The organism is Nonomuraea sp. NPDC001831 (assembly GCF_042892035.1).
Lineage (GTDB): Bacteria > Actinomycetota > Actinomycetes > Streptosporangiales > Streptosporangiaceae > Nonomuraea.
On the sequence record NZ_JBIATU010000013.1, the window covers coordinates 210,899 to 225,105 of the forward strand.

Sequence of the window (14,207 nt, forward strand, 5' to 3'; positions counted from 1 at the left end):
GGGCCCCACCGGCGGCAGCTCCAGAACGGCGGCTACTCCCGGACGTTGGCGCACACCACGTGGGCGCCGATCTCGATCATCCGGCGCTCGCTGCGCGCGTCGGCGACCCGGGCCATGAGGATCGGCGCGCCGCTGGCCGCGAACTGCGGCAGACGGGCGCGTACCAGGCGGTGCAGGTCGCGGACGACGTCCTCGGCGGCCGACATGTGCACCTTGACGTGCAGCATGATCCCGGTCGCCCCGGACGCGGTGCCGGCCTCGGAGATCCACACGTGGTGCACGAGCGGGAAGTCGCCCAGCAGTTGCGCGATGGCCTGCCGCAGCGCCGGCAGGATCGGGTGCGTGCACCGGCGGTAGCCCGGGTCCACCTGCTGCATCGGCCCCGACAGGTGGGGCCGGGGCGCGGGGACCCACGGCAGCGCGGGCGCCTGCGGGGTGGGCGGGGCCACCTGCGCCAGCGCCGGCACGCGCGAGACGGTGGCCATGGCGCCGGTCGCGTAGGCGGCGGGCGCCGCCCCCGACAGCACGGGTGTGGGCCCCGAACGCGTGCCGGTGAGGAAGCGCTGGAGATCGTCGATGGGCACGGCCGCGGCTGCGGGGCCCGCGGCGTCGATCACGATCTCCGGCACGCCGGTGACGCGCTGGATGTCCAGGATGGTGTCGGCGTCGCACACCGACAGGGAATGACTGCCGCGGTGCCTGGCGTAGGTAGCAGGGCTGGTGTACCCGAGCAGAACCCGGTCACCCGCCTGGGTCGTCCCGAGGACGACCGATCGATCTGGTCGCACTGCCACCAGGACTCCACCGTCGGCGAGGGCCGCCAGCAGGCGATGGGGCGTGCCATGCTGTGCGAGCACGTCGGCAAGCGCAGGATTCCCGATGCTCATATGACGAACCATAGGTAGTCGGCCACGGCTTATCAGGCTAATGGCCAATAAATCCCCCGATCAAGACAAAGATGTGTGCAGAGTGGATGACTTTGCTGCCGCCCGGGTACCGGAGCCGCGTCCAGGGCGTCGGGACGCCGAGCGGGCCGTCTCAAATCGTGGGTCCCTCGTGAACGCGTTCACAAGCGCGGATAGACTCTGAGGGATCCGAGGGGCCCAGCGACGTGTCCCTCCAGCCCGCCGCATGCCCCTAAGGATCCACGCCTGTGAACAAGCCCGTCGTTCTGGTCGCAGAGGAGCTGTCCGAGGCCGGCCTCGCCGTGCTCGGCGCCGATTTCGAGGTCCGCCACACCGACGGAGCGGACCGTTCCCAGCTTCTGCCCGCCCTCGCCGACGTGGACGCCCTGATCGTGCGCTCCGCCACGCAGGTCGACGCCGAGGCCATCGCCGCCGCGCCGAAGCTGCGCGTGGTCGCCCGCGCCGGCGTCGGCCTCGACAACGTCGACGTCGAGGCCGCCACCAAGGCCGGTGTCATGGTCGTCAACGCGCCGACCTCCAACATCACCAGCGCCGCCGAGCAGACCATCGCGCTCATCCTGGCCAGCGCCCGCAACACCGCCCAGGCCCACGCCGCGCTGAAGAACGGGGAGTGGAAGCGCTCCAAGTACACCGGCGTCGAGCTGGACGAGAAGGTCGTCGGCATCCTCGGCCTCGGCAAGATCGGCCAGCTCGTGGCCCAGCGGCTCCAGCCGTTCGGCGTCGAGCTGATCGCCTACGACCCCTACCTGCCGCCGGCCCGCGCCGCGCAGATGGGCGTCAAGCTGCTCAGCCTCGAAGAGGTGCTCAAGCAGGCCGACTTCATCACCGTGCACCTGCCGAAGTCGAAGGAGACCCTCGGGCTCATCGGCGACAAGGAGCTGCACGAGGTCAAGCCGTCCGTGCGGATCATCAACGTGGCCCGCGGCGGCATCGTGGACGAAGCCGCGCTCTACTCGGCGATCAAGGAGGGCCGCGTCGCGGGCGCCGGCCTCGACGTGTTCGCCAAGGAGCCGTGCACCGACAGCCCCCTGTTCGAGCTGGACCAGGTCGTCGCCACGCCGCACCTCGGCGCCTCCACGCACGAGGCCCAGGAGAAGGCCGGCACGCAGGTCGCGCGGAGCGTGAAGCTGGCGCTGGCGGGCGAGTTCGTGCCCGACGCGGTCAACGTCCAGGGCGGTGCGGTGGCCGAGGACGTCAAGCCGGGCCTGCCGCTGGCCGAGAAGCTGGGCCGGGTGTTCACCGCCCTGGCCGGCGAGGTCGCCACCAAGCTCGACGTCGAGGTCCGCGGCGAGATCGCCTCCCAGGACGTGCGGGTCATCGAGCTGGCCGCGCTCAAGGGCGTGTTCGCCGACGTGATCGAGGAGCAGGTCACGTACGTCAACGCGCCGCTGCTGGCCAAGGAGCGGGGCATCAGCGTGGAGCTGGTGACCAGCTCCGAGAGCCCCGACTGGCGCAACGTGGTGACCGTGCGCGGCGTGCTCGCCGACGGCCGCCAGATCTCGGTCTCCGGCACGCTGTCCGGCCCCCGGCAGATCACGAAGATCGTCGAGGTCAACGGCTACGAGATGGAGATCGAGCCGACGGCCCACCTGTCGTTCTTCGCCTACACCGACCGTCCCGGCGTCGTCGGCGTGGTCGGCCGGCTGCTCGGCGAGGCCGGCGTGAACATCGCCTCGATGCAGGTGGCCCGCGACGTCAAGGGCGGCAAGGCGCTCATCGCGCTGACCGTCGACTCGGCCATCCCGGCCGCCGTGATCGACCAGATCGCGGCCGAGATCGGCGCCGAGAGCGGCCGTTCGGTCGACCTGGAGGACTGACCTCGCGACCTGAGGACTGAGCCCCCGATCGCGGGGAAGGCCGTCACCTGGACCGTTCCGGGTGGCGGCCTTTTCTTGTCTCAGAATGCGAGATAGTAGGACATCCAACGAGACAGCGAAACAGTCGCCGGGTACCGTGGGTGGAAATGCGCCAGGTTCTCGTACTCATTACCTGCCGCGGCGGGGCCTGTTAGGGCAGGCCGACGACCCGCCGCGGTGAGTGGTGATGCCGTCGGCCGGTCAGTCCCTTCCCTTCGCCCGGTCCGTGATCCGGACCCGCGAGAGCAGGCCCGGTCGGATTCGCGACCGGGGTCCGACGCCCCCTTTTCTGGAACGCGCCAGCGAAACGAGATGAGCGACATGTACGAGATGTACGCCTGGAACCGTACCGAAGAGAACGAGAACGAGGCCGCCGAGGCCCTGCAGACCGCCCTCGACCGCAGGGACAACGGCGGCGCCCCCCAGAACTCCGCCCGGTAGCGCCGCCCTCAGGCCCGCGCCGCGGCGTGGGCCAGGGCGAGCGCGCCGAGCAGCGGCGCGTCGTCCGTGAACCGGCCGGGCCGGATCTCCGGCGGGAACGGCACGGCGCGCCGCACCTCTTCGGCCAGCCTGGGCACGATCAGCCCTGCCGCGCCCATCATGCCGCCGCCCACGACCAGCACCTCGGGGTCGAGGGTGACGCACAGGTTCGCCACGGTCATGGTCAGCACCGACAGCGCCCGCGCCACCAGCTCCGCCAGCGGTCCGGAACGCGCGGCGAGCACCTCCTGCGCCGTGGTCGCGCGGCCGAGCAGCGCGCCGCCCCTGGCCGCCAGCCCCGCGCCGGAGACCAGTTCCTCCAGCGGCACCCGCCCGTCGGCGAAGGCCGCCTGCCCAGGCGTGACCTGGAGGTAGCCGATCTCGCCCGCCGCGCCGTGCGCGCCGGGCACCACCCGGCCGCCGACCACCAGGGCCGCCGCCAGGCCGGTGCCGAGGTTGAGGTAGACGCCCGTGGAGACGCCGCGCAGCGCGCCCCACCGCAGCTCGGCCGCCGCCGCCGCGTTCACGTCGTTGTCGATGGCCACCGGCGTCGCGCCGAACTCCTCGCGCAGCAGCCTGGGCAGCTCCAGCCCCTCCCAGCCGGGGACGTTCGGCGCCAGGCGCACCACGCCGTCCCTGATCACCCCGCAGGTGGAGAAGCCGACCGCGGCCGGCCGGCCGTCCAGGGCGCGGGCGGCGGCCAGGGCCCGGACGAGCGTGTCCGGCCCGGTCTCCAGCCGGGTGCGGCCGGCCACCACGGGCCCGTCGGAGCCCGAGACCCCGATCGCGACCTTGGTCCCGCCGACGTCGATGCCCAGGACCCGGCTCACCGCGCGGCGCCCCTGCGGGCCAGCGAGTCGATCGCCACCGCCAGGGCCAGCACGCCGGCCGTCACCATGAACCGGACGGAGGAGTCCACGCTCAGCAGGTACATGCCGTTGGTGATCGACTGGATGACCAGCACCCCGAGCAGCGCGGCGTAGGCCCGCCCGCGCCCGCCGAACAGGGACGTGCCGCCGATGACGGCCGTGGCGATGGCCATGAGCAGGATGTCGCTGCCGCCCGACCCCTGGTTGACCGCCGACAGCCGGCTGGCCGCCAGCACGCCGCCCGCCGCCGCCAGCGTCGAGGCCAGCACGAACGCCAGGATCCTGATCCTGGTCACGTTGATGCCCGCGCGCCTGGCGGCCTCGGCGTTGCCGCCGACGGCGTACAGGTGGCGGCCGAACGCGGTGTGCCGCAGGACCAGATCGAGCAGCACCACCAGCGCGCCGAAGAGCACCAGCAGCAGCGGCACGCCGCGGTCGGCCGACATGACCGCCACCGCCGCGCCGAGCACCACCGCCAGCCCGCCCGCCGTCACGGGAACCTGCCAGGCCGGCGCCACGGGCAGCCCGGCGGCCAGCCGCGCCCGCCTGGCCAGCGTGGCGATCCCGGCGTGACCGCCCGCCAGCCCGACCACCAGCGCCCAGGACAGCCATCCCGGCAGCCAGGTGTCGCTCAGCCCCGAGATGAACCCGTTGAACGGCAGGTTGATCGTCCCGCCCTGGCGCAGCAGGTAGAGCAGCAGCCCGAGCCAGCCCATCAGCCCGGCCAGCGTGACCACGAACGACGGCATCCGCAGCTTGGTCAGCATGAGGCCGTGCAGGAGCCCGATCGCCGCGCCGGCCGCCAGCGCCAGCAGGATGGCGAGCAGGGCGTTCCAGCCCTGCTTGACGTGCGCGATCGTCATGATCGTGGCGCACAGGCCGCTGACCGAGCCGGCCGACAGGTCGATCTCGCCCAGCAGCAGGACCATGATGACGCCGAGCGCGATCGTGCCCGTGGCGGCCATCTGGAGTGCCAGGTTGGTGAGGTTCTCGGGCGACAGGAAACGCTCGTTGAGCGTGCTGAACACGATCGTGATCGCCACCAGGCCGCCGACCACCGGCCAGGCGCCGGCCTCTCCCTGGCGCAGCCGCCCGGTCACCGTGATCGGCATCGCCGTCATTCGCCCGCTCCTGTGATCGCGGCCACGATCTCCTCGCGGGAGGCCTCGGCCGTACGGAACTCACCGGCGTTGCGTCCGAGACGCAGCACCACCACCCGGTCACTCACCTCGCGCACGTCGGCGAGGTTGTGCGAGATGACCAGCACCGCGAGGCCGCGCTCGCGCAACCGCCGGATCAGCGCCAGCACCTGGGCCGTCTGCTCGACGCCGAGCGCGGCGGTCGGCTCGTCCAGGATGACCAGGCGGGGTTCGCCGAGCAGTGCCCTGGCGATGGCCACCGACTGCCGCTGGCCGCCCGACAACGTCGACACCGGCACCCTGATGTCGCCGATGCGCACGTCGAGCTGGGCGAGCAGGTCGCGGGTCGCGCGTTCCATGCTCAGGTGGCGCAGCACCGACCAGCGGCGGCGTTCGGCGCCGAGGAACAGGTTGGCCACGACGTCGAGGTTCTCGCAGAGCGCGAGGTCCTGGTAGACGGTCGAGATGCCGAGCGCCTGCGCGTCGTGCGGGGTGGCGACGCGCACCGGCGCGCCGTCCACCGTGATCTCGCCCGCGTCCGGCACGACCGCGCCGGAGATGGTCTTGACCAGCGTCGACTTGCCCGCGCCGTTGTCGCCCATGAGCGCCACGACCTCGCCGGGACGCAGTTCCAGCCCTGCCCCGTCGAGCGCCCGCACCGCTCCGTACCGTTTGGAGATCCCGGTCGCCGCGATCATCTACTCGATGCCCGCCTTCGCGCAGGCGGCCTTGACCTCGGCCGTGCAGATCTGGTCGGCCTTGTAGAACCCGTCCTTCACGATGGTGTCCTTGATCTTGTCGGCGGTGACCGCGATGGGGGCGAGGAGGAAGGCCGGGATGTCGGCCGTGCCGTTGTTCACCTTGGAGGTGGCGGCGGGCTGCTCGCCCTTGGTCAGGGCGACGGCCAGCTCGGCGGCCTTCTCCGCCTCTCTCCTGATGTCCAGGTAGATGGTCATGTACTGCTCGCCGGTGAGGATGCGCTGCACGGCGGCCAGTTCGGCGTCCTGGCCGGTGATGGGCGGCAGCTCCTTGTAGCCGGCGCGCTTCATGGCCGCGATGGCGCCGCCCGCCATGCCGTCGTTGGCCGACAGCACGCCGACGATCTGGTCCCGGCCGATGGCGGTGATCGCCTGCTCCATCTGCTGCTGCGCCTTGTCGGGGCTCCAGTCGGGGGTGTCGAACTCCCTGCCGACCTTGACCCTGCCGTCCAGGACGCTCTTGGCGCCCTTCTTGTAGTCGGCCGAGCTGGGGTCGGTGGGCGAGCCGTGGATCATCACGATCTGGCCCTTGGCCGTGGTGCCCTTGGCGTTCATGGCGTCGAGCAGCGCCTGGCCCTGCATCTCGCCGACCCGCACGTTGTTGAACGAGACGTAGTAGGCGTAGTCGATCCCCGAGATCAGCCGGTCGTAGGCGACCACCGGGACCTTCTTCTGCCTGGCCTGGTTGACCAGCGGCGCGACCGCGTTGGCGTCCACGGCGTCCAGGACGAGCACGTCGGCGTCCTGGGTGAGCGCGGCCTCGACCTGTTGTTGTTGTTTGGCCGCGTCCTGCTCGGCGTTGCCGTAGATCACCTTGCACGCTGGGCACAACGCCTTGACCTTGGCCTCGAACAGGGGGCGGTCGAAGGCTTCGTACCGGGTGGTCTTGGATTCGGGCAGGAACAGGGCGATCGTCCCGCCCTGCCGCGGCCCGCCGGCCTGAGTGGCCGTCGTGCCGGTAGTGGTGCTGCTGTTCCCGCAGGCGGCGGCCAGCAGGACCGCCGCCGCGGGGATGAGTCGCCAAGCTCGGTGCATCGCACTTCGTCCTCTCAGAAGATGCCCGCCCCCGCTTGGTAAGAAAGGTAGTTTACTATCAGGCGTGTTGGCTAGAGTGCACCTCGGAGGGAGGCCGGACATGCGACGCGACCTGGCGAATCCACGGCTGCTGCGGGTGCTCAACGAGCGCCGTCTGCTCGACCAGCTGCACGAGCACGGCCCCGCCTCGCGCGCCGACCTGGCCAAGAGCACCGGCCTGTCCAAGCCCACGGTCTCGGCCGCCCTGGCGGGGCTGGCCGAGGACGGCCTGGTCCACCTGGTGGGCGAGGTCTCCGGGCGGCCCGGCCCGGTCTCCTCGCTCTACGACGTGAACGCCGCCTCCACCCACGTCGCCGGCATCGACATCGGCCGCGACTGGATCAGGGTGGCCGTGGCCGACCTGCGCGGCACGTTCGCGGGGCGCACCGACGGCCGCAACACGGCCCGCACCTCCGCCGAGCTGGCCGCGCTGGTCGGCGAGCTGGCCCGGGCGGCGGCCCGCGAGGCCGAGGTCGAGTGGCGCTCGATCACCTGCGCGGTGGTGGGCTCGCCCGGCGTGTACGACCCCGTGCGCGGCGGCCTCGACTTCGCCCCCAACCTGCCCGGCCCGCCTGACCTGGCCGACCGGTTGCACGCCGCCCTGGGCGTCGACCTCGTCATCGAGAACGACATCAACCTGGCCGCCGTCGGCGAGCACGTCCACGGGGCCGGGCGGGGCAAGGCCAACTTCGCCCTGGTGTCCATCGGCACCGGCGTCGGCATGGGCATCGTGATCAACGGCGAGCTGTACGTCGGGGCGCGGGGGGCGGCGGGCGAGGTCTCCTACATCCCGGCTGCCGAGGACCCTCCCGCCTCCGCCCCGCCCGCCGTCCCTTTCGCGCAGGACGCCGATTTCCTCGCGCACGACGGCGACCCCTTCACGCACGGGGCCACCGAGGCGGCCACCTCCGCGCCCGGCGTGGTGCGCGCCGCGCGGGCGGCGGGGCTGGAGCTGGAGACGGCGAGGGAGGTCTTCGCCGCCGCCGCCGAGGGGAACGAGGCGGCCAGGTCGGTGGTGGAGGCCGAGGGCCGCCGCATCGGCGGGCTGCTGGTGGCCGTGGCCGCCGTGCTCGATCCGGAGGTGATCGTGCTGAGCGGGGGAGTGGGGCGCAATCTCGACCTGCTGGGCGCGTCCGTGGAGCGGCGCATCGCCGAGCTCGGGCCGTTGCGCCCGCGGGTGGTGGCCAGCGCGCTGGGCGACAGCGGCGTGCTGCTGGGCGCGGTCGCCCACGCCAAGGCCCGCGCCTGGGACCTCATCTTCGACGCCCGCAAACACTGACCCCAGCCCCGCCCCCGCAGGCCGGTGGCTCTGCGCCCCGAGGTCCCGACACCCAGCCTGGAGCACCTTTGGGGGGTTTGGGGCGATGCGGGGGACTTACGATGAGGAGGTGGCCGGCCTCCTTCGTTCCGTGTGGCATGAGCCTCGTCCTCCCGGCCCGCCGGTGCGGGTGTGGCGCGACTGGGCGCTCGTCGCGGCGCTCGTGCCGGCCGCGGTGATCGAGGGCGTGCTCCGGCCCGACCTTCGGTGGCCGGTGATCTCGACGGCCGTCACGGTCGCGCTGATCCCCACGCTGCTGTGGCGCAGGACCAGGCCGCTGCTCATGGTCGCGCTCGTGTTCGGCGCCACCGCCGTGGCCCCGCTGCTGACCGGTGGCGAGCCGGTGGAGACGTACACGCTGGCGTTCGTCACGATCGTGCTCTACGCGCTGTTCCGGTGGGGTTCGGGACGCGAGGCCGTGATCGGGATGGCGGCCGGGCTGGTCGCGGTCGGCCTGTCGCTGGCCTCCGGACGGATGGCGCCCGGCGACGTCGTCCCGGCGCTCGGCGTGCTGGTCGCGACCGTCGGGCTGGGCAGCGCCTTCCGTTACCGGGCCGGCGCGCGGCTGCGCGAGCTCGACCAGGTCAAACTGCTCGAACGCGAACAGCTCGCCCGCGACCTGCACGACACCGTCGCCCACCACGTCTCGGCCATGGCCATCCGCGCCCAGGCGGGCCTGGCCACCGCCGCCACCGAGCCGGGCGCGGCCACCGACGCGCTGCGGGTGATCGAGGCCGAGGCGTCGCGCACGCTCGCCGAGATGCGGGCCATGGTCCGCGTGCTGCGCAGGAACGAGCCGGCGGAGCTGACCCCGGGCCGCCACCTCGACGACCTGCGGCGGCTCGCCGGACGCCCGCGCGTCGGCCCGGCCGTCGAGGTGGAGATCGCGGACGGGCTCGGCGACCTGCCGCCCTCGGCCGGCGCGGCGCTCTACCGCATCGCCCAGGAGTCGATCACCAACGCCCGGCGGCACGCCCGCCACGCCACCCACATCACCGTCCGGGTCACCGCCGACGACGCCGCCGTACGCCTGACCGTGAGCGACGACGGCGACCGCGCCGGCGGGGTCGCCGCCCCCGGCTACGGCCTGATCGGCATGATCGAACGCGCCGCCCTGCTCGGCGGCACCTGCGAGGCGGGCCCCAACCCCAACCGGGGCTGGACGGTCACCGCCGTCCTGCCGAAAGAGACCGCATGAACGCCCGGCGGGAGGCCGCGCCCGTGCGGAAGAAGGGCGGCATGAACGCCCGGCGGGAAGCCGGGTGCGTGCGTAAGGAGGGCGGCATGAACGCCCGGCGGGAGGTCGGGCGAGTGCGTGAGGAGGCGGCGTGAGCGAGCGGCCGGAGGCTGCGGGAAGTGGCCCGGAGGGGGCGGCGGCCATCCGGGTGCTGGTCGCCGACGACCAGGAGATCGCCCGCACCGGGCTCAGGATGATCCTCGACGCCCAGCCCGGCATCGAGGTCGTCGGCGAGGCCGGGGACGGCAGGCGGGCCGTCGAGCTGGCCCGCCGCCTGCGCCCCGACGTGTGCCTGTTCGACATCCGCATGCCCGGCCTCGACGGCATCGCGGCCACCCGCGAGCTGGCCGGGCCCGACGTCGCCGACCCCATGGCGGTCGTCGTGATCACCACGTTCGACCTCGACGAGTACGTCTACGCCGCCCTGCGCGCCGGGGCCAGGGGTTTCCTGCTCAAGGACGCCGGCCCGGCGCTGCTCGCCCAGGCGGTGACCGCGGCGGCCGGCGGCGAGGCGCTCATCGCCCCGAGCGTGACCGCGCGCCTGCTGGCCGCGTTCGCCGGAGCCGGGCGTACGGAGGCGCCCGCGCAGCCGGTCGAGGCGCTCACCGGTCGCGAGGAGGAGATCCTGCGCGCCGTGGCCCGCGGCCGGACCAACAGCGAGATCGCCCGCGAGCTGCACATCTCGCTCAGCACGGTCAAGAGCCACGTCGCGAGCCTGATGACCAAGCTCGGCGTGCGCAACCGCGTCGAGATCGCCATGTGGGCCTACGAGACCGACCGCGTACGCACCTGACCTCCACGACCTCCACGACCTCCCCGACCTCCGCGACCTCCACGGACTCTGCGGGCTCTGCGGGCTCTGCGGACGGCCCACTCGGCCACCGTCAGGTTGATCATCCAGCCCGCGCCGACGAGCAGCGCCCGCCCGAGCTCGCCGGGCGGCCCGAAGGCGGCAGCGCCGAACGCCAGGGTGAACGCCTGCGTGCCCGCGCCGAGCCCGATCGCGTACCCGCGGGTCATCCAGGCGCGATGCCGGGCCACGTCACGCCGCCGGATCGCGGCCAGGCCGAGCAGGAGGCAGACGGCCATGGCCGTCCCGAACAGCAGGCGGAAGGCGGCCAGCAGCGTCCCGTCGCCGGCGGGAAGGTCGGAGAAGAGCGTCAGCCACAACCCCGACAGCGCCGCGACCAGCCCGCACGCCACCAGCACCCGCCCGGCCGCGCGGTGCCACCCCGGCCGCCCGGCCCGGAACCGGGCCTGGAACTGGAACGTGCCGAGGACGCAGAACGCCAGCGAAGCCGGGATGTGCAGCAGCACCGGCACGGGCATGGCGAAGAAACGCCCGTTGTCCGCCGTGACCGGGGCGCCGGCGGCCAGTTCGGTCAGCCGGATTGCGCCGGCGACCAGCGGGACGACGCTGAGCGCGAGCAGCCCGGCGGGTGCGATCCATCTCATGCCTGAGAGCGTGCCGCCTGCGCCCGTGCCCGGTCATCGCGCGGACGGCCCATCCCGGTTCGCACCATCGGCGGGCGGGCGGTCGTACTTTCGGCCATCGAGCCGTCGCCTTTCGACCGTTGAGCGTCCGCGCAGGTCACGCCCACACTGGCGGCACATCAGCGGCACATCAGCGGCACGAGGGAGAAAACGATGAAGGCGTACGTCCTAAGCTCGTTCGGCTCGCCCGACCAGCTCGTCCTGACCGACGTCGAGCGGCCCGTGCCGCGCGACGACGAGGTGCTGGTCCGGGTGCGGGCCACGTCCGTGCAGCCCTACGACTGGCACTTCATGCGGGGGGAGCCGTACCTGGCCCGGGTCATGGGCGGCGGGGTCGGGCTGCGCCGGCCGCGCATCGCCGTCCTGGGGGCCGACGTGGCGGGGGAGGTCGAGGCGGCCGGCAAGGACGTCACGCTGTTCCGTCCCGGCGACGAGGTGTACGCGATGTCGCTGGGGGGCGGCTTCGGCGAGTACGTCTGCCTGCGGCAGGGCGAGGTGGCGCCCAAACCGGCGGGACTGTCGTTCGAGCAGGCGGCGGCGGTGCCGATGGCGGCCAACACCGCGCTGATCGCGCTGCGCGACGAGGGACGCCTCCAGCCGGGCCAGAAGGTGCTGGTCAACGGCGCGTCCGGCGGCGTGGGCACGTTCGCCGTGCAGCTCGCCAAGGCGCTGGGGGCGCACGTCACGGGCGTGTGCAGCGGGCGGAACGCGGACCTGGTCCGCTCGCTCGGCGCGGACGACGTCATCGACCACACCAAGGAGGACTTCGCGGCCTCGGGCCGGCGCTTCGACCTGCTGCTCGACGTGGCGGGCGGTCGCCGGCTCGCGGACTGCCGCCGCGTGCTGACCAGGAAGGGCACGTACGTGCTGGTCGGCGGGCCGGCCGGCCGCTGGGTGCAGCCGGCCGGCCACATGTTCGCCGCGCTCGCGTCGGGGCCCTTCGTCCCGCAGCGGATCGTCAGGGCGGACGTCGTCCGCTGCGGGAGCAACAGGGCGAACCTGCTGACGCTGACCGGGCTGATCGAGCGGGGCGCGGTCACCCCGGTCATCGACCGGACCTTCCCCTTCGGCGAGCTCCCGGCGGCCGTCCGCTACCAGGAGGAGGGGCACGCCCCGGGGAAGGTCGTCGTCACAGGGTCGCGGTGAGCATGGCGGGGGCGGGGGCCTTCTGGAGCTGCTTGTAGTCGGCCCAGCGCTTGACGCCCTTGGGGTCGGGGCGTACCGCGCCGACGAAGGCCTGCCTGCGCCACTGCGACAGGCGTTCCTCCTTCACCACGTCGCCGGTGTGGGGGGAGTGGACCATGTAGCCGGGCTTGGAGATCATGCCGACGTGGCCGAGGCCGCTGAAGAACACCAGGTCGCCTGGCTTGAGGTCCTTCCAGGAGATCTTCCTGGAGAAGGCGCCGTACTGCTCCGCGGCGGTTCTGGGGAGCTCGATGCCGGCGTCCTCGTAGGCCCGGAGCATGAGGCCCGAGCAGTCGTAGCCCCGTTCGCTGGCGCCGCCCCACACGTACGGGGTGCCGCGCTTGTCCATGGCGTATTCGAGGGCGACCTTCCAGGCCGGTTTCGGCACGTGCCGTTCCTGGACCTGTTTCACCTGGGGGCCGGTGAGGGTGACGGAGGGGGCGGGGGCGGCCGGAGCGGCGGGAGCCGCGGGGGCGGCAGGCGCGAGACCTGCGGCGCCCGCTGCCACCGCCAAAAAGATGGCGATGCTAGACAGGGGACTGTCCTTCCACGTGGCCGACCGGGTTAGCTGACGGGCTCGGGCCTGGAAGTAGCCCTACGGCGGCGCTCTCGGGGGAGAGGCGCAGCCGATTCGCCCCGGGGGGAAAAGATGGGTCCCCGGCTCCACGCAGCGGCTGCGTGGATTAGGCTCGTCGGACTCTAACGAAACGGTCAAAAGGTCGCAATCCCCCCAAAACGGATTGTCCGGTTGTTGAGATGATGTGTTCGTCAGCCGAGACGAGCCGGTAAGGTACCGCCCATGGAGTCGCGTAACATCCGCCTGGCCGTCATCCCCGGGGATGGCATCGGCGCCGAGGTCGTAGCCGAAGGGCTCAAGGTCCTGGAGGCCGTGGGCACGAAGATCGAGCCCACCCACTACGACCTGGGCGCAGCCCGCTACCACCGCACGGGCGAGACGCTGCCCGACGCGGTGCTCGAAGAGCTGCGCGGCTACGACGCGATCCTGCTCGGCGCCGTGGGCGACCCCAGCGTGCCGCCCGGCATCCTGGAGCGCGACCTGCTGCTCAAGCTCCGGTTCGAGTTCGACCACTACGTCAACCTGCGGCCGGTCAAGCTGTTCCCCGGCGTCGAGACCGCGCTGGCCGGCGCCACCGCCGAGCACATCGACATGGTCGTCGTCCGCGAGGGCACCGAGGGCCTCTACGCGGGCACCGGCGGCGTCATGCGCCGCGGCACGCCGCACGAGATCGCCACCCAGGAGTCGCTGAACACCGCCCACGGCGTCGAGCGCGTCGTGCGTTACGCCTTCCAGAAGGCCCAGTCGCGGCCCCGCAAGAAGCTCACGCTCGTCCACAAGACAAACGTGCTCACCTTCGCCGGCGACCTGTGGCAGCGCACGGTCAACCGCGTGGCCGCGGAGTTCCCCGACGTCACCACCGACTACAGCCACATCGACGCGGCCTCGATGTTCTTCGTCACCCAGCCCGAGCGCTTCGACGTGATCGTCACCGACAACCTGTTCGGCGACATCATCACCGACCTCGGCGCCGCGATCGCCGGCGGCATCGGCCTGGCGGCCAGCGGCAACATCAACCCCGAGCGCACCTCGCCGAGCATGTTCGAGCCGGTGCACGGCAGCGCGCCCGACATCGCCGGTCAGGGCAAGGCCGACCCGACCGCCACCATCCTGTCCGTGGGCATGCTCCTCGACCACCTCGGCCTGCACGCCGAGGCCGCCAAGGTCGAGCAGGCCGTGGCCGCCGACATCGCCGAGCGGGTGACCGGCCGCGCCGGCCGCACGACCAGCGAGATCGGCGACGACATCGCCGCGCGAGTAGCCGGCTAGGACCGTCTAGCCCCGCACGCGCCTG

At 72.6% G+C, this 14,207-nt stretch carries 15 protein-coding genes and 1 riboswitch; of the genes, 8 read left to right on the forward strand and 7 right to left on the reverse strand.

Annotation, left to right across the window (positions count from 1 at the left end; all coding sequences use genetic code 11):
* Positions 1-32 precede the first annotated feature (32 nt).
* A complete protein-coding gene (locus ACFYYW_RS34835; RefSeq protein WP_352318993.1) occupies positions 33-857 on the reverse strand; it encodes a hypothetical protein in 825 nt (274 codons plus the stop codon).
* 296 nt (positions 858-1,153) lie between these two features.
* Here ACFYYW_RS34835 and serA point away from each other — a divergent pair, with 296 nt between their 5' ends.
* The gene (serA, locus tag ACFYYW_RS34840; RefSeq protein ID WP_352318994.1) at positions 1,154-2,743 is read left to right on the forward strand and encodes a phosphoglycerate dehydrogenase; all 1,590 of its coding nucleotides are present in this window, start codon (positions 1,154-1,156) and stop codon (positions 2,741-2,743) included.
* A 351-nt stretch (positions 2,744-3,094) separates the two neighbouring features.
* On the forward strand, positions 3,095-3,223 hold the full coding sequence (locus ACFYYW_RS34845) for a hypothetical protein (RefSeq protein ID WP_352318996.1): 129 nt from the start codon (positions 3,095-3,097) through the stop codon (positions 3,221-3,223).
* 8 nt (positions 3,224-3,231) lie between these two features.
* On the opposite strand, the gene ACFYYW_RS34850 is transcribed toward ACFYYW_RS34845, so the two are convergent.
* From ACFYYW_RS34850 to ACFYYW_RS34865, 4 genes are read right to left on the reverse strand one after another with little or no spacing between them, the layout of a single operon-like run.
* Positions 3,232-4,092: an ROK family protein gene (locus ACFYYW_RS34850; RefSeq protein ID WP_387655225.1), complete on the reverse strand. Its 861-nt coding sequence runs from the start codon at positions 4,090-4,092 to the stop codon at positions 3,232-3,234.
* Positions 4,089-5,252, reverse strand: a complete 1,164-nt coding sequence (locus ACFYYW_RS34855; protein WP_352319000.1) for a sugar ABC transporter permease — start codon at positions 5,250-5,252, stop codon at positions 4,089-4,091. The genes ACFYYW_RS34850 and ACFYYW_RS34855 overlap by 4 nt, the downstream gene beginning before the upstream one ends.
* Positions 5,249-5,968 carry an ATP-binding cassette domain-containing protein gene (locus ACFYYW_RS34860; RefSeq protein ID WP_387655228.1) on the reverse strand — a complete coding sequence of 240 codons (720 nt, stop codon included), beginning with the start codon at positions 5,966-5,968 and terminating at the stop codon, positions 5,249-5,251. Before ACFYYW_RS34860 ends, ACFYYW_RS34855 begins: the two co-directional genes overlap by 4 nt.
* Positions 5,969-7,063, reverse strand: a complete 1,095-nt coding sequence (locus ACFYYW_RS34865) for a sugar ABC transporter substrate-binding protein (RefSeq protein WP_387655230.1) — start codon at positions 7,061-7,063, stop codon at positions 5,969-5,971.
* Positions 7,064-7,163: 100 nt separating this feature from the next.
* On the opposite strand from ACFYYW_RS34865, the gene ACFYYW_RS34870 reads away from it, so the two are divergent.
* The 4 genes from ACFYYW_RS34870 (at position 7,164) to ACFYYW_RS34885 (ending at position 10,450) form a co-directional block, all read left to right on the forward strand.
* Positions 7,164-8,381 carry an ROK family protein gene (locus ACFYYW_RS34870; protein WP_387655232.1) on the forward strand — a complete coding sequence of 406 codons (1,218 nt, stop codon included), beginning with the start codon at positions 7,164-7,166 and terminating at the stop codon, positions 8,379-8,381.
* 130 nt (positions 8,382-8,511) lie between these two features.
* A complete protein-coding gene (locus ACFYYW_RS34875; protein WP_387655235.1) occupies positions 8,512-9,618 on the forward strand; it encodes a sensor histidine kinase in 1,107 nt (368 codons plus the stop codon).
* A complete protein-coding gene (locus tag ACFYYW_RS34880; RefSeq protein ID WP_387655238.1) occupies positions 9,615-9,752 on the forward strand; it encodes a hypothetical protein in 138 nt (45 codons plus the stop codon). The genes ACFYYW_RS34875 and ACFYYW_RS34880 overlap by 4 nt, the downstream gene beginning before the upstream one ends.
* Complete coding sequence (locus ACFYYW_RS34885; RefSeq protein WP_387655241.1) at positions 9,749-10,450, forward strand: response regulator; 702 nt, start codon at positions 9,749-9,751, stop codon at positions 10,448-10,450. Before ACFYYW_RS34880 ends, ACFYYW_RS34885 begins: the two co-directional genes overlap by 4 nt.
* Here ACFYYW_RS34885 and ACFYYW_RS34890 read toward each other — a convergent pair.
* Complete coding sequence (locus tag ACFYYW_RS34890; RefSeq protein WP_387655244.1) at positions 10,423-11,112, reverse strand: DUF2306 domain-containing protein; 690 nt, start codon at positions 11,110-11,112, stop codon at positions 10,423-10,425. The two genes, ACFYYW_RS34885 and ACFYYW_RS34890, sit on opposite strands and share 28 nt — an antisense overlap.
* Before the next feature lie 192 nt (positions 11,113-11,304).
* Between ACFYYW_RS34890 and ACFYYW_RS34895 the strand changes: the two genes are divergently transcribed.
* Complete coding sequence (locus tag ACFYYW_RS34895; protein WP_387655247.1) at positions 11,305-12,297, forward strand: NAD(P)-dependent alcohol dehydrogenase; 993 nt, start codon at positions 11,305-11,307, stop codon at positions 12,295-12,297.
* Here ACFYYW_RS34895 and ACFYYW_RS34900 read toward each other — a convergent pair.
* Entirely contained in the window at positions 12,281-12,844 is a 564-nt protein-coding gene (locus ACFYYW_RS34900; RefSeq protein ID WP_387655250.1) for a C40 family peptidase, read from the reverse strand. The two genes, ACFYYW_RS34895 and ACFYYW_RS34900, sit on opposite strands and share 17 nt — an antisense overlap.
* Before the next feature lie 30 nt (positions 12,845-12,874).
* Positions 12,875-13,036: riboswitch (cyclic di-AMP (ydaO/yuaA leader) on the reverse strand.
* Positions 13,037-13,135: 99 nt separating this feature from the next.
* Here ACFYYW_RS34900 and ACFYYW_RS34905 point away from each other — a divergent pair.
* Positions 13,136-14,182, forward strand: coding sequence for a 3-isopropylmalate dehydrogenase (locus tag ACFYYW_RS34905; RefSeq protein ID WP_352319018.1), 1,047 nt, complete (start codon positions 13,136-13,138; stop codon positions 14,180-14,182).
* Positions 14,183-14,207: the final 25 nt, after the last annotated feature.

Excerpts from the sequence above, each read along its gene's own strand:
- ACFYYW_RS34845 (WP_352318996.1), top strand. The coding sequence starts at position 3,095 with ATGAGCGACATGTACGAGATGTACGCCTGGAACCGTACCGAAGAGAAC.
- ACFYYW_RS34905 (WP_352319018.1), top strand. The coding sequence starts at position 13,136 with ATGGAGTCGCGTAACATCCGCCTGGCCGTCATCCCCGGGGATGGCATC.
- ACFYYW_RS34890 (WP_387655244.1), bottom strand. The coding sequence starts at position 11,112 with ATGAGATGGATCGCACCCGCCGGGCTGCTCGCGCTCAGCGTCGTCCCG.
- ACFYYW_RS34865 (WP_387655230.1), bottom strand. The coding sequence starts at position 7,063 with ATGCACCGAGCTTGGCGACTCATCCCCGCGGCGGCGGTCCTGCTGGCC.
- ACFYYW_RS34880 (WP_387655238.1), top strand. The coding sequence starts at position 9,615 with ATGAACGCCCGGCGGGAGGCCGCGCCCGTGCGGAAGAAGGGCGGCATG.
- ACFYYW_RS34895 (WP_387655247.1), top strand. The coding sequence starts at position 11,305 with ATGAAGGCGTACGTCCTAAGCTCGTTCGGCTCGCCCGACCAGCTCGTC.
- ACFYYW_RS34870 (WP_387655232.1), top strand. The coding sequence starts at position 7,164 with ATGCGACGCGACCTGGCGAATCCACGGCTGCTGCGGGTGCTCAACGAG.
- ACFYYW_RS34855 (WP_352319000.1), bottom strand. The coding sequence starts at position 5,252 with ATGACGGCGATGCCGATCACGGTGACCGGGCGGCTGCGCCAGGGAGAG.
- ACFYYW_RS34860 (WP_387655228.1), bottom strand. The coding sequence starts at position 5,968 with ATGATCGCGGCGACCGGGATCTCCAAACGGTACGGAGCGGTGCGGGCG.